General features: G+C 49.0%; 14 protein-coding genes. 9 read left to right on the top strand and 5 right to left on the bottom strand.

What is annotated here, in order from left to right; translation table 11 throughout:
* Positions 1-161: 161 nt before the first annotated feature.
* The gene (locus tag L1285_RS17800) at positions 162-638 is read left to right on the top strand and encodes a globin (RefSeq protein WP_046005491.1); all 477 of its coding nucleotides are present in this window, start codon (positions 162-164) and stop codon (positions 636-638) included.
* 79 nt (positions 639-717) lie between these two features.
* On the top strand, positions 718-1,221 hold the full coding sequence (locus tag L1285_RS17795; RefSeq protein ID WP_235413531.1) for a hypothetical protein: 504 nt from the start codon (positions 718-720) through the stop codon (positions 1,219-1,221).
* Between the two features lie 49 nt (positions 1,222-1,270).
* Here L1285_RS17795 and L1285_RS17790 read toward each other — a convergent pair whose 3' ends face one another.
* Together L1285_RS17790 and L1285_RS17785 are read right to left on the bottom strand one after the other, a co-directional pair.
* Positions 1,271-1,672: a DUF3019 domain-containing protein gene (locus L1285_RS17790; protein WP_235413530.1), complete on the bottom strand. Its 402-nt coding sequence runs from the start codon at positions 1,670-1,672 to the stop codon at positions 1,271-1,273.
* Entirely contained in the window at positions 1,662-2,498 is an 837-nt protein-coding gene (locus tag L1285_RS17785) for a MipA/OmpV family protein (protein ID WP_235413528.1), read from the bottom strand. The genes L1285_RS17790 and L1285_RS17785 overlap by 11 nt, the downstream gene beginning before the upstream one ends.
* Positions 2,499-2,685: 187 nt before the next feature.
* Between L1285_RS17785 and L1285_RS17780 the strand changes: the two genes are divergently transcribed.
* From L1285_RS17780 to L1285_RS17770, 3 genes are read left to right on the top strand one after another with little or no spacing between them, the layout of a single operon-like run.
* Positions 2,686-3,696 carry a phospholipase gene (locus L1285_RS17780; RefSeq protein WP_235413526.1) on the top strand — a complete coding sequence of 337 codons (1,011 nt, stop codon included), beginning with the start codon at positions 2,686-2,688 and terminating at the stop codon, positions 3,694-3,696.
* The gene (locus L1285_RS17775; protein ID WP_235413524.1) at positions 3,697-4,887 is read left to right on the top strand and encodes a peptidyl-prolyl cis-trans isomerase; all 1,191 of its coding nucleotides are present in this window, start codon (positions 3,697-3,699) and stop codon (positions 4,885-4,887) included.
* The gene (locus tag L1285_RS17770) at positions 4,887-5,423 is read left to right on the top strand and encodes a hypothetical protein (protein ID WP_235413523.1); all 537 of its coding nucleotides are present in this window, start codon (positions 4,887-4,889) and stop codon (positions 5,421-5,423) included. The genes L1285_RS17775 and L1285_RS17770 overlap by 1 nt, the downstream gene beginning before the upstream one ends.
* Before the next feature lie 19 nt (positions 5,424-5,442).
* Here the strand turns inward: L1285_RS17770 and dapE are convergent, their stop codons facing one another.
* Positions 5,443-6,621, bottom strand: a complete 1,179-nt coding sequence (gene dapE, locus L1285_RS17765) for a succinyl-diaminopimelate desuccinylase (protein ID WP_235413522.1) — start codon at positions 6,619-6,621, stop codon at positions 5,443-5,445.
* 343 nt (positions 6,622-6,964) lie between these two features.
* On the opposite strand from dapE, the gene L1285_RS17760 reads away from it, so the two are divergent.
* Together L1285_RS17760 and L1285_RS17755 are read left to right on the top strand one after the other, a co-directional pair.
* Positions 6,965-7,729, top strand: a complete 765-nt coding sequence (locus L1285_RS17760; RefSeq protein WP_235413520.1) for a response regulator — start codon at positions 6,965-6,967, stop codon at positions 7,727-7,729.
* A gap of 168 nt (positions 7,730-7,897) precedes the next feature.
* A complete protein-coding gene (locus L1285_RS17755) occupies positions 7,898-8,572 on the top strand; it encodes an OmpW/AlkL family protein (RefSeq protein WP_235413518.1) in 675 nt (224 codons plus the stop codon).
* Positions 8,573-8,649: 77 nt separating this feature from the next.
* Here the strand turns inward: L1285_RS17755 and L1285_RS17750 are convergent, their stop codons facing one another.
* Positions 8,650-9,189, bottom strand: a complete 540-nt coding sequence (locus L1285_RS17750; RefSeq protein ID WP_235413516.1) for a thioesterase family protein — start codon at positions 9,187-9,189, stop codon at positions 8,650-8,652.
* Between the two features lie 150 nt (positions 9,190-9,339).
* Between L1285_RS17750 and L1285_RS17745 the strand changes: the two genes are divergently transcribed.
* Positions 9,340-9,831, top strand: a complete 492-nt coding sequence (locus L1285_RS17745; RefSeq protein ID WP_235413514.1) for a hypothetical protein — start codon at positions 9,340-9,342, stop codon at positions 9,829-9,831.
* A 38-nt stretch (positions 9,832-9,869) separates the two neighbouring features.
* Here L1285_RS17745 and tyrR read toward each other — a convergent pair whose 3' ends face one another.
* Positions 9,870-11,426 (bottom strand): transcriptional regulator TyrR, encoded by a 1,557-nt coding sequence (gene tyrR / locus L1285_RS17740; protein WP_046005501.1) that lies wholly within the window; start codon positions 11,424-11,426, stop codon positions 9,870-9,872.
* A 324-nt stretch (positions 11,427-11,750) separates the two neighbouring features.
* Between tyrR and L1285_RS17735 the strand changes: the two genes are divergently transcribed.
* Entirely contained in the window at positions 11,751-13,910 is a 2,160-nt protein-coding gene (locus L1285_RS17735; RefSeq protein WP_235413512.1) for a CapA family protein, read from the top strand.
* Positions 13,911-13,953: the final 43 nt, after the last annotated feature.

The following is a 13,953-nucleotide window of genomic DNA, read 5'->3' as shown; positions in this document are numbered from 1 at the left end:
CTGAAAAAGTGGGCGCTCGCAGCCATACTGTTTCGGTGTGCCCTATCACAACTTTTACCCAAGTTACTGCAGTGCTTTTTGGCGAGCCCAGCGGCTGATGTCTATGTGACTGCACAATTGCTTGAGCAAATGGATTCGCTCTAATCGTATGTGGAGCGATTATGAGTATTTCACCTTATCAGTACCAGTTATTAAATCAGTCTTTCACGACTCTGAAGCCGAACTTTCACTGCTTCTGTGTCAGCTTTTACAACCAGTTAAAACAACACAAGGTCACCATGGCGCTGCCTGAATCCGAGCGCCATATGCTGTCGCTGGAGTATCGCTTGCATGATTTTATGCAACAATGCCTGATGCATTTGCCCCGCCAGCAAGAGCTGACGCGTTTCCTGCGCCACCAGAGTATCCTGATAGCTTCTTTGGCCCCTTCAGTGAAGGACATCAGTGTCTTTTGTAATAGTTTGCTCGAAGTCCTGAAACTTCATTTGGGCGCACAATTTACCCTGGCCGTCCGTAATGCCTGGAAACGCGCGTTACATGTATTTGCCAACATTCTGAAATCCGAGTTGTTTGGTATTTCGAATGTGGTAGAACTGGCACGCTTTCGGAGTCAGACAAGGGCACGCTTACGCACCTGATAATGCCAATATTGTGATAATGACAACCGACCCGTAAGACAGTAAACTGCGATCAAGTGGATTGATTTTGGATACTTATATGACGCGTTTTTTATTTTGTGGTATCGGTTTAGTCGCGCTTGCAGGGTGTGACTTTCTTGGTGATTCTAAAACTCAGATAGAACAACAATATCTGGCAAATAATCAGGAATTAGAACAGGTCATCGAAGACATCAGGGCGCATGGTCTGACGGCGATGAGCCAATCAGCAGAGGCCGGTACCCTGGCAGGGTGCGTAGTTAAACAATTAAACGGCGATCCAATGGGCGCTATGATTGAAGTTGAGGGTGCACTGCAGGACAGCGCAAACCTGGCTGACTTAATGGATACCATTACCGGCCTGGCCGATCAGGAACTGTCATTGGAAAGTCTGCCTGATTTACTGCAAGCCGGTGCGGATACGATGTCTTATTTAAAAACCCTGTTGGCAAATTACGAGCTGGCTGAGCTGCAACAACAAGTACAGACTTTACTTGAACAGGGACAGAGCAAAAGCGAGGATATTGGCACACATTTACGAAGCCTGGTTGAGCAGTGCCAATAGAGAACACAAAAACAGGCTAGTTCAGGCTAGCCTGTGCATTTATCTTAACTTAAAACAAGCGCTGCCAACGGCGCTTTTTATTACGTACCTTATGGACCCAATTGACATTGATGGTTGTCACTGCCAATACATCACGCTTGGTTTTAGATATTAACTCATAGCTGACACTTTGCGCTGAACCAAAAGCTAAGAGATACTCGAAGTGGCTCACATTTGCCCAGCACTGCAAAATCTTTTTCGAGTTGCTGTCTCTAATGCAATAATCCCCGACTTGCGGCGCAGAAATTGAAAACGTCACATCAGCGTAGCAAGTTCTTCCTTCGTGCAGTGCAACACACTTATTTGGTGCAACCTGTAATATCCCTTTCCTATCGTCGTTTGCTGCTGCATGCGCCGCAGAGGCCATACACAGTGCGCCGATAGTCATCGCTGAAGTGAGTTTAAAATACATATTTCACCCCAGTAAATAGTACTCTGGCAGTGTTAGATTCCAGCAGTGGACTGTCTTTTGCTTCACTAGACCCAACTAGGAATGACAGACCCGCACTGAACTCCCAGTCTTCTGCTATTGGGTAGCTTAGCTGTGCCTGAACAAACGCCGATGCGCCACTGCCGGGCTCATAAGGCGTCAGATAATCATTGCGTTCTTGTTCAGTCACACCATAAAAATAGTTATTAAAGTTGCTCGAATAGTAATTGGCGCCAAAATTAAGCCACAGATCCCAGTTGCGCAGTTCAAAGTTGCGCGTTGCCTCTAGGTGAAACACCCAGCCGTTAGTGTCGCCGAATACATCATAGACTAGCTCAGCCACAGCCAGGTAATCACCCACAGTGCGATAATAGGCGACCCCCAGCGATTGATCCGGATCTCTGTCTCTAATGCCTTCTAGCTCTTTAACAACAGGATCACTGGTGTCAAAGTAACCGGTTTCGGTAAAAGCGAGTTGATAACTGCCATAGATGAAATCCAGACCCCATTCTTCCTCCTGAATGAATTGATATCCTAAATCAGAACCACCAAAAAAGTCACCGGAGTAAGTCACCAGATAAAAGTTTTTGTACTGTAGTTTTATATCAGCTCGAAGGGTAGGTGGTGCCGGAGAGTTGTCGGCGCCAATTAACTCAGGAAGTGCCATGTCGACATAAAAAGCACCTATGCTCAACTGCCATTCCAGTCCATTGTCTTCCAGCCAATCTTCTTCCTGACTGGCAACGCTTTGCTCAGCGAAAGCCTGTTGCGTCAGGCAAAGCAGCACAGCAGAAAGTAGCTTTATCATTTTCATCGTTATTGTGGCTTTTTATGTGCCTAAATTAAATACCAATCATACCTGAGCTCTGTCGTGACAACAAGACATGCACACCCAGATTTAATTTAACCTATATTTAATATAAATGTAACACAAGGGCATTGTAATGCCCGCTGCTCTGATAGAGCGTAAATTCTAACTCAGGAATAACACTACAATGAAAATACAATTATTACTCTGTGCGCTGACACTCGCCTCCACCGGGGCACAGGCCTTTAGTCAGGAAACGCACAAACGTATCGTTATCGATGCCGTCAACTACATGGCACAAAATCCGTCGACAACCCAATATGCCAAGCTTCAGGCTTATGCCCAGTCACACGGCATGAGCGTCTCTCAGCTGGCCGAAGTCATGGGACAAGCCGCCTATGATGTTGATGACTTTGAAGACACTTTCTTCTGTGGCGCGATTACAGGCGACTGTGTCCAGGCACCTTTGTGGGGTGCAGCCGAAAGCATTGTCAAATACACCAGCTACTGGCACTTCCAAAACCACACCCAAGGTGCTGACGTCCATGGTAACGATTTTGGTGGTTATAATTATGACAAACTCACTGTCTGGGGCACCATAGACAACATGGCGGCTACCTGGTTAAAAGGCGACTATCTGGATGACGGTAAAGGCGGTGAAACAGGCTGGTTCAGCGCCGACGACAGTGAATATGACAGCTATGGTATTACTGAAAAAAACTACCGCATAGACAGTCACTCTACATACAGCATGTATGACGACTTTGAAGAAATGCCGTTCCAGCCCATCGACAACCTTGGCCAGTACTGGTACCAAAGCTACTTGCAAAACGGTAATCCACAGATCCTGGGATTCGTCTTTCACACCACAGATCTGCTACAACCGCACCACACCTGGACGACCTCAGATCTTAACCATGCTGGCTGGGAATCCTGGGTAAAAGACTATTATGATCAGGAAAACCTCAACAACCTGAGCTTAGTGAAACAAGCCATGGCCAGCTTCAGTGCCCCTGATGCCGCGAACAAAGACATTCGCCCATTGCTTACCCAGGGCGGTGCTTATTCCTATTCGCAGGGCGGGATCGTACTAAACTCAGAAGATCACTATGATCGTGTCACTACGGCTCGCCAGGTTATTCCTCATGCGATAGCCATGGTTGTACACATGCTAAACCATGCTATGGTAGCACGTTAAATGTATTATCTGGTATTACTCCTGGCAGGCTGTTTAAGCCTGCCATGTTGGGCATCCCTGACTCAACTGACCAAGCCTGAGCTGGCTCTGATGCAGTCTTTATACCAACAGCAAGACCGTGCATTATCCGGTACTGAACTCAACAAACACTTACTTGAGAATCAATTTTTGCTGGCAACAGCACGCCAGCTTAACCCCGAGTTGCTCAAACGACAGTCTAGCGTCGGATTTAACAACGACTATCATATTCGCCGTATGATGGTGACATTGCTCATACATCAATTCCCGGCACTTAAATCCGTGCCTAAAGTACAGCTAGAGGCCCCCTTTGACGCAGCGGCGTTATCTGGTCTTTTGGGTTCATATCCGGCCGACGGTGATTACCAGCCTGAGCAGCTCGCACACTGGGCGCAGATTAAACTGCTGGATACACCCAAAGTCACACTGGCACAGCTACTGACCAGCCAGTCAATGCAAAACCGCTTTCGCCTTCACCAGGGCGATATCGACTTGCTCACGCACCAGTTAATCGAGTGGCGCTATTATGCCGACCTGGCAGCGGCAGCAACACCACTTTTAGCTCAGCAGGGCCTGACACTGACGCGCCTGAACGCACTTGCAACAGGAGAGCTGTTACGCCCGCCCATGCTGGCTTATTTAGGGATCAAAGCGCAGCTTCATGGCGAGCGCAGTCCCTACCTGGAAGCACTCAGAGCAAACATCCCAGACAGCGAAATCCAGCGTTACTACCAACGTCACCGCGATGATTTCAGGTATCAGTCTCAGCTGTCAGCCCTGGCGGTAACCTTTGATACCATGAAAGAGGCAAAGCAGTTTCATAAACAGCTTGGAAAAAGAGGCCCATTACCTGCGCTAAAGGCGGCAAAACGTCGCAATGAATTTGCTACGGATGAAAAAGCAGCTTTGCATGCCATTACCCGCGAGCATACTCAGCGCTGGCTTGCCCAGCTGGCGTTTAGCAGCAAGCCAGGCAAAGCGACTTCGCCGGTACGTACGCCTCAGGGGCGTTGGGCTGTTGTGTATGCAGAGCAGCCTCAGTATGCCTACTATCCTAAGGACAGTGAGACCGTGCGTTATCGGGCGCTGGAATCGCTCACTACGCAGCATGCTGTAGCGGCTTATCAAAAGCGCTTTAAACACTGGCAGCAACAGCATGGAGTGAAGCTTTAATGGGTCGCATACAAGCACTTTTGCTTGCCCTCGTCCTGGGAGGGCTGGGCTATGGATTGTGGACCTTGCACACTCTTTCGCCATTGCGAGTGAACTCAGAAAAGGCGCAACAAGAGCACCTGCAAACGCTGCCCGTAGGATCTGTAACAGCGACTTCGGCTGTGGCATTGTCCGCCGGCAGTGCCACACCACCCAAAGCCGTCACAGCTCCCGCCAATTTACAGCCTGATGCGCCGTCGCAAGAAGTCAGCGATGACGCGCCCTACATTCCGCCCATTTCAGCCGCTACGCCTAAGCCTGCTTATCAGGGCGACTTGTCTGATCATCAAGCCTACCTGGCACATCAATCCGCCCGCTCTGCTCAGATGAAACAGGCCTATATTGCCGCGGTAGACAAAAAGGTTGAGCGACTGGAAGCGTTACTTGAAAAGGGCATTAGACATAAGTTGCCGCCACAGCAACTGCAAGAAGCAAGGGAAAAAATACAGGGACTCAGAGCCATGCAGACGCAATTGCGCCGCGAGCTGGCGCAATAATCGCTGTAATGAAGTTCACTCAGACGACAAAGTAATCGCATAAAATCGCGCGGTAGATCTCCTCAATGGCGTGGAGATCGGCCACCGACACGTGTTCATTCACCTGATGAATGGAGTCGTTCTTTACGCCACATTCAATCACCTGTGTCTCACTGGAGGCAAAAAAGCGACCATCCGATGTCCCTCCGGCAGTGCTCAGTGCCGGAAACTGTCCTCGCACACGTAAAATAGCCTGCTCTACCAGATTAAGAAAACATGCCGATTCGCGCCCGCCCGTATAATAGGATTCACAGGGACGTTCCCACTGCACACTGACATTATCGTGCCACGGCGCCAAAGCCTGTGCCACTATCTGATAGATTTCCTGACTTTTATAAGCATGGCTGTAGCGCACATTAAAGGTAATTTCACAGCTTGCCGGTACCAGGTTGTCAACGATGTCAGGTACCGTCAGGCCGGTTACCTGCAAACTGGTTTGTGAGCCCAGCACATCTTTCCACCAGCTGATATTGGCCAGCTCATTCACCAGCTCACCGGCAATATGCGCCGCATTAATGGTTTGCTCAGGATAAGCAACGTGCCCTGCTTTCCCGCTGATCTGTATTCGCCCCGAAATCGCGCCACGACGACCATTTTTAATGGTGTCACCTACTTGCTGATGTGAAGTGGGTTCACCAACCAGGCAGGCATCAAGCACAATCGCCTGTCGCGCCAGATGTTCGGCCATGATTTTTGAGCCATACTCAGCTTCCCCCTCTTCATCTGAGGTAATGAGCCAAAATAAGGTGCCCTGGCACTGCTGCGCCCGCTCACACAAGTACTCGGTTGCACTCAACATGGCAGCAACGCCTCCTTTCATATCGGCAGCGCCCCGCCCGTAAATCACGCCATCTATCACGGCAGCGGCAAAAGGGTGTGCAACCCAGCCCTGTGGATTCGCAGGAACGACATCAACATGGCCTGCAAAGGCCATCACAGGTCCTGGGCCAAACTCACGCCAGGCAACCAGATTACGTACCCCATTGCAATCGAGGTGCGTGTATTCAAAGCCCAGTGTCGCCAGACGTTCCGCCAGATAGTCAATGGTACCCGCATCATCCGGTGTAACAGAGGGCGCGTTGATTAAGCGTCGCAGCGTTTTTACCGTATTGCTATTGGTATTGTGTTTGACCGAAGGTTTTATTGCGTGGGAAGGCATAACATACAGTTCCTGTGTTCTGATATAAAAGCAACAACAGGCATAGCTGCATTAAGGCGCAGCCTGATCATTCCATGTCCTGAGGTTGCTCAGTTGCTCTCGATTACAGCGCCTGAGCATGACCAGTTCATGTCGACTGCAAGGCAATTTTGTGACAAATATGTATTGCACAGGACTCAATAAAGCCAAGCAGAGCGTAATATATTGGTCAATTTCGATAACAGGTTGTCAATTGCTCTGCGTATGCTAGAACTAAGTATGTAAAGGTTAGTATTGTTAGCCTAACCTGGAGCTCCTACAGATCACGACTCCGTTCTATTTACTGCAAGATAAGGAACTAGTAATGCAGGAAGTCAGTTTCTTGGTCGTCGACGACTGCCAGCTGGTTAGAAATCTGGTACGTACAACCTTAGTCAACCGCCTTGGTGCCGAAAACGTCTACACCGCAGAAGATGGCAAAGAAGCCCTGGAGTTGCTGGATGCCCGACATATCGACATCATCATTGCCGACTGGCAAATGCCCAACCTGGATGGTGAAGAGCTGCTTAAACGGGTGAGAAAATCAAAAAAGCACAGCAAAACACCTTTTATTATGATGAGTTCACTGGGCGACAGAGAGCATGTGGTGTGTGCCATTCAAAACGGGGTCTCACAATATATGATGAAACCCTTTACCGCCGACAAGCTTGAGGAAACAGTTCATAAGTCCTGGAACACCATCAGTCGTCGTGGCGCGGTACGCTTATCCGGGTTGCCTGAGCACAGCGTGCGGATCCGCACCGGCAGCCGAACCCTGTCCGGCCAGGTTAAAAACATCAGCCAATCCGGTATGTTGCTGCAATCCCCCTACAGCCGCGAAATGCACTTGTTTAATACCTATGAGCTGGAGCTGGATGTATTCGAACTCAACGGCGGCAATTTATTGATCTCACCTTTATACGCCGTGCCTGTACGTATTGTGGCAGTCGAAGGCTTTGTTGACACCAAAATGTGCCAACTGGCCCTGCGCTTTAACCGCGACATGCTCAATGACGCCACCAAACGCCACCTTGATGAACTATTAAAGCAACTTGGCGGGTGTGAAACTGAGCTTATTCAGGATAACTAGCTGCCTGAGTCGGTAAATCTGGCTGAAAAACTTAATCTAAATCAAATTTTCAATTTTTTCTGAAATTTCGCAATTTGAATATTGATCTAGAACAGCTTTTGAAAAAACGCATCGGCCTATGATAGCTGCAACAAAAAGATTTGCCTTGTACAGGTTCAGGAGATGAAAATGAAAAAATTTACTGCCGCTATCCTATCTACGCTTATGCTAACTGCTCCACTAGCTCAGGCTCAGCTCAGCGTGAATGTAGGTGCGATTAATGTTAATCCTAGTGACACAGCATCAGCGTTGAATGAAATCAAAACAGCAGGCCTGGTCGCTGACTCAGACACACAACTGGGTATTACCTTTGACTACCAGTACAACGACAACATTGTATTTGAATTAATTGCAGCCACCCCGTTTTCTCATACGGTTGAAGGCGAAGGTTATATTCCGGGTAGTCCAAACACACAACTGGGCGGCGTAGAAATTGCCTCTGTAAAGCACTTGCCGCCTACATTGCTGGCTCAGTACCACTTTTTTGGCGCCAATGAGAAGTTCCGTCCGTTCATCGGCGCAGGCTTGAACTACACCGTATTCTTTGATGAAGAGGCCAGTGCTGCACTTAAGGGTGTTTTGGGTACAGATGACGTAAAGGTGGAGCTGGATAGCTCTTTCGGTGTCGCACTTCAGGTCGGCTTCAACTACGACCTGAACGACAAATGGGGCCTGCATGCCATGGTTTCTAAAATGGACATCAACACGGATGCAACCGTTTACGCAGACGGCAAGCAAGCGCTAACTTCAGACGTTGAGTTAGACCCGATTGTTGCCATGTTCGGTGTTAAATACAAGTTCTAACGATTTAAGGTGCCCACACTGTGTGGGCACACTACAGAGTTACTTTCTCAATCCCCAGGGGCCATCACACAGGCCCTTTATGCAACCTTCGCGTTGCGTGCTTTTTTCTGTTCCAACATGGCTTTCCAGTGCACAATTTCTTCTGGCAAAATAGGCGCTTCACCTTTGAACCCGGCAACTTCCAGCATTTCTTCCACACTGATCACACCCTGACGGCTTCTGAATACGCCACGTACATAGGCGATAGCGTGCAAACCTCGCTCTGAGTGAAACTTCTGCTCAATATAAAAGTATTTGTGATCCCAGCCAACTAACCGGGTCGATACCGTAAACTCCTGAAGTGGCTTGATATCGCGGATATAAGTAATGGCAGTGGCATTCACAATGGGAAACCAGCGACGTTTCATAATCGCACTAAATAGCCCCACCCGCTCAGTCATCCAGGTGCGCGCCAGGTCCATCATGGCAAGGTAACGCGAGTTGGTCAGGTGCAAATTAATATCACAATCACTCGGCAGCGCTCTGAAATTAATATCAATCACATCCAGTAAAGGTTGCGTGGTTTTATTCTGACAGATCCGCCAGAATAACCACAACAATCGGAAATACAAATTCATAACATTGGTCCAACCAGTTAGCATAAAATCCGAGTTTAGCACAGCCGGGTTTCACAACAAGCAGGAATTAAACCACACTGCACACGCGTAACTTGCGAAAAGTGCGTTTGTGCATTAACTTTTAGGCAAGACTTAAAAGAGTGTAACTTAATGAAATATATAACCAAGCTCGTGTATTTATTGACCTTATTCAGTACCGGGCATGCCTGGGCTGACTTTGATTTGCCCGGCAAAGGTCAACTGGTTTATCCCACCGGCATAGAAAAGGACTTTAACTTTGGCTTCGGCTGGCAAAGTGACACGCAAAAATTTCGTATTGGTGAGCGCAGCTATGACATGGCACAGCTCCCAGAGTCCTATTCCATTGCCATTACGCTTAGTAAAGATGACTCTAAGGTCTGGGTTCAGGAGTTTAATCCCGGCTTTATCGAAGGGTTCAGCTGGCAGCTTGGTGAACATAAGCTTGAGCTGTTTAAGAAGCAATTTATGAGTCCCGTGAAAGGAGACTATGTGCTGCGCCTGGATGATATTGATTATTTTCTGGTACGCAATAACCTCAGCGTGACCATCAAGTTTACCGAGCAAGGCATTGAGGACATTAAGCTGGATGGCGTAACCAAAAATATGGGCACCAAGCAATAACAGCCCCAGTGACAAAAAGGGGCGTGACGCCCCTTTGATTATACTTTTACGGTTTTGCGATTAATGCCATATTCTCTGAGCTTATTAGCCACCGCGGTGTGGCTCAACCCTAACCTTTTAGCCAGTTGGCGTGAGCTCGGGTAGGCCGGATAGAGTTTACGCAGTAGTGTTGCTTCAAACCGCTTAACCGCCTGCTCCAGCGTGCCCTCAAAATCCGACTCCAGATAACCCAGGTCATGGGTGAAGGTAGGCAACTGCAAGTGTTCAATACGCAGCTCGTTGTCGTCTAACATAGACACCGCACGATAAATGGCATTTTCCAGCTGTCTGACATTACCCGGCCAGGGGTATTGCTCCAGAAATTGCAGGCATTCTTCATCCAGCGCCGGTGTTGAATGACCACTTTGCTGTGCATATTTTGAAATGAAATGTTCGGCCAGAGACTTGATATCGGCCTTACGGTCACGTAATGGGGCTATCTCCAGTGTCAGTACATTGATGCGATAGTAGAGATCTTCACGGAAACTGCCTTCCTGCACCATTGCTGGTAAATCTTTTTGCGTTGCAGCAATGATACGTACGTTGACCTTCACTTCATTCTCATCGCCCACTTTACGGAAAGTGCCATCTTGCAAGAAGCGCAGTAACTTGGTTTGTAACTGCGTAGACATCTCGCCAACTTCATCAAGGAACACAGTGCCACCATCGGCCTGCTCCAGCACACCCCGTTTGGGTGCACTGTTTTCCTCATAACCGGCATAACCAAATAGTTCGGATTCCGCGACATCATCCGGGAGTGAAGCACACGACAGGGCAATAAAAGGTTTCAATGAGCGATTGGAAGCATAATGACAGGCGCGGGCCAGTAGTTCTTTACCTGTACCCGTTTCACCGGTAATTAGAATAGGCGCTTCCAGTTGAGCCATTTTGCGCGCCTCACGAACCACTCTGCGCATGGCGGTACTCTGGCTGTGAATTGCCGCAAAGCTCTCCTGTCCGTAGCGACGAAACGCACTGACCTGCTGACCGAGCCGGCTTTGCGATTTTATGTTGATCACCGCACCGGCCAGCACATCCCCTTCGGGGCCTTGCGGTACAGAAATAGGTAAAATGTCGGCAATAAAGTCTTCACCACCCACTTCAACCCGGGTTGTCTGACCCAATACATCTTTGCCTTCCAGCCAGCGCGTAAAGTTAAACCCTTTCAGCAGGTTATTAATGTTCGCCCCGATGATCTCCGGCTCAGGCTGGTTCAGGTCACGGCACGCCGCATCGTTACAGTGGCGCACCCAGCCCTTTGCATCAATCGAAATAACGCCGTCGGGGAGCGCACTGAGCAAAGTGTTCAGTTCGTTGTGCTCACGCTCAGAAGGCAAAAAAGCCGTCGTTCTGACATCCTCAACCCCATCAATCAACCTGATCTCAGGCATAATCTTCTGAAACTGTTCAAACTCAATGGGGGGGAAACTCACATACATTCTGCAATTGACGGAATCAACTTCTATTCCTTTTAGGTCAACCCGGTATTTCACCAGGATATTCAAAATTTCCTGCGCAATACCGATCCGATCGGCACAGTGAATTTCTAAACGCATTTGTTCCTCAAAACGGTTTTCTACCTTTTGCCGGGATCATACTCTAAGAATAGACCTCAGACTAGCAAAACGTAAACATTTTTGGACAGAGATTTTGACCAAAACAACTATAATAAAAATAACCGCTTACTCTTATAAAGTAGTAGGTAAAAATACGGGCCTTTGGTGGCTGCAATAATCGCAGTTAACGATTGCAGAAAGGTTAATAATCAATTTACAATACAAAAGACCTAGTTATTAAGCCGTACAGGTTAAGGGGCCTCCTTGAATATTTACAAATTACTTCCATTTGTTCCTGTTTTTTCTTTTTTGAGCGCGTGTTCTGTGGAAGACCCTTATGAGAGTGGCCCGACGCAGGCACAAGAGCAAGAGCAGCAACAGCAACAAGAGCAAGCACAACAAGACCAACAACGAGGCTTAAACCTGCAATTGCAAGGATCGGGCGATACAGCCCTGTCAGACGTCAGCGTAGAAGCGTTGGGCAGCCAGTATCGCACAGATGAACAGGGCCAGCTGACCCTGACAGATCTCAATACAGGTATGCTGACCTTAACCCTGACCAAACCCGGCTATCAACGCGCGGTGATCACGGTTAACAGCCGTGATTATCAGGATAACCCATTGGCAGTTCAGTTAAAGCCCCTCACTGCCACCAGCAGCGAGTTGATGTTTGGCGGAGATACAATGTTTGGTCGGCGTTACATGGACCCTTCATTGACCACCATGGGTAACCTGTTACCAGATGTCGAAGAAGCCATGATCAGGCCCGGCAACGCGGCCAGCAGTGCCATTGCTCTGACACAGTTCGTCAAACCTATAATGACGAGTGCCGACTTTGCCTCGGTCAACCTTGAATCTCCGGTCCTTGCAGTCCCCACCACAGTGCACCCAAGCAAAGAATTCGCCTTTTTCTCACTGCCAGACACTTTGCAGGGATTAACCGAGATAGGTATCGACTATGTCGCGCTTGGCAATAACCACGTGTTTGACTATCAGCAACAGGGGCTGGAAGACACCCTAAAATATGTCGAGCAAGCGGGGTTCAGCCACAGTGGTGCTGGTAATAACACCGCAGAGGCTTATGCACCCAGATTGGTTGAAGTGGGTAACACCACGCTGGGACTGGTATCGGCCACGTCTATTACCGGCGAGGATCACCTTGTCACTTATATTGCCACTGCCAACAAAGGGGGGGCTGCCGATCTGACCGACAGCACCGCACTCAGAGCCGCAGTGGAACAAGCCAGAGATAGCAGTGATTATGCCATCGTTCAGCTGCACGGTGGTGATGAGTATTCTTATGCCCCGACGCGTTATATCGACAACCGCTTTGAGTTTGTCAGCCGCCGGGAGCCCGATCTGATGATAGCCCACCACCCGCACGTTGCGCAGGGCTTTGCACTTTATAACGGGGTACCCGCCTTGCTCGGACTGGGTAACTTTGTGTTCGAACAGAATCGTCATGAGACCTTGCTGGGCGTAGCCGTGTCAGTCACCATCGACCCGTCACAAACACCGAAAACACAAGCTGCAAGAGCCTATCCTGTGTACCTCGAAGACTACCAACCCAAACTGGTTGGTGGGTTTTTAAGTGACTACCTGATCCGCCGTCTGGCCGAGTTTTCAGGTCCTGAAGTTGCGATTGTCCCGGGGCCTGGATTTGGCGATGTGTATTTTCACCAAGCCCCTGTCCCCCAGGAGATTGATACCGTTACTCTGACTTTACCCTCTGGCGAGCACATTATTGATCTGCGCGAATACGCTCCCAGTCATGCCTTCTTAAGTAAGATCAGTAGCACAGGCACGCCTGATATGACCCTTGGTCGGGATTTAATGTGGTTTGGCGATTTCGAAGACTGGGACAACGATACCGAGACCAATGAAGTAACCCGCTGGGAACATGAAAGCGATGACATCACCCCCTGCCTGACTGGTGCCATGCGCGGATTGCAGGGCATGTGCCTGTCACGTACTCAGTTTAATAATCGCCCGCTGCGCATGCCCTTTAAACAAACGCTGCGGACTATGCCCATCACACCCGCTGAGTCTACACTTCAGGCTTACTCCGATCTGAGCCTGTTTGGCTATGCCAAAGGAGATAACGCAGGAGACGTGAGCGCTGAGCTGACCATAGTCACCGCCGAGGATAACCTGGAGTTCTCCAGTGAAGAAGTCAGTTTGATTGAACCTGGCAGCTACGACTGGAAAACTTTCCGACACGATATCAGCCTGCCCGACGACAGTCAGACCCTGGGCCCGGAACAGCTGCCAGCACGTGCAGTTAAACTGGCATTTAAGCAGGCACCACCTGAGAATGGCGAAGCAACCCTCATGTTGGACCAGCTCGCATTGATCTCCTGGCAAAAACCCCTTAGTCTAAACAATGGGTTATGGCAGGCAGAACGTATGCATGGGATGGACTTTATCGCCGTACAGACCAGTAACTCAGTGACACTGACACTGCATTTTTCTGCTTACGACTAACGTAACCACACTAACTCGGGGGGCGTGTGTCGCTCAAACAACA

This window comes from Pseudoalteromonas sp. DL2-H2.2 (assembly GCF_021532535.1).
In the GTDB taxonomy this organism is placed as follows: domain Bacteria; phylum Pseudomonadota; class Gammaproteobacteria; order Enterobacterales; family Alteromonadaceae; genus Pseudoalteromonas; species Pseudoalteromonas rubra_A.
Note: the sequence above shows the minus strand (reverse complement) of the source record. Positions and strands in the feature narration are given on the sequence as shown.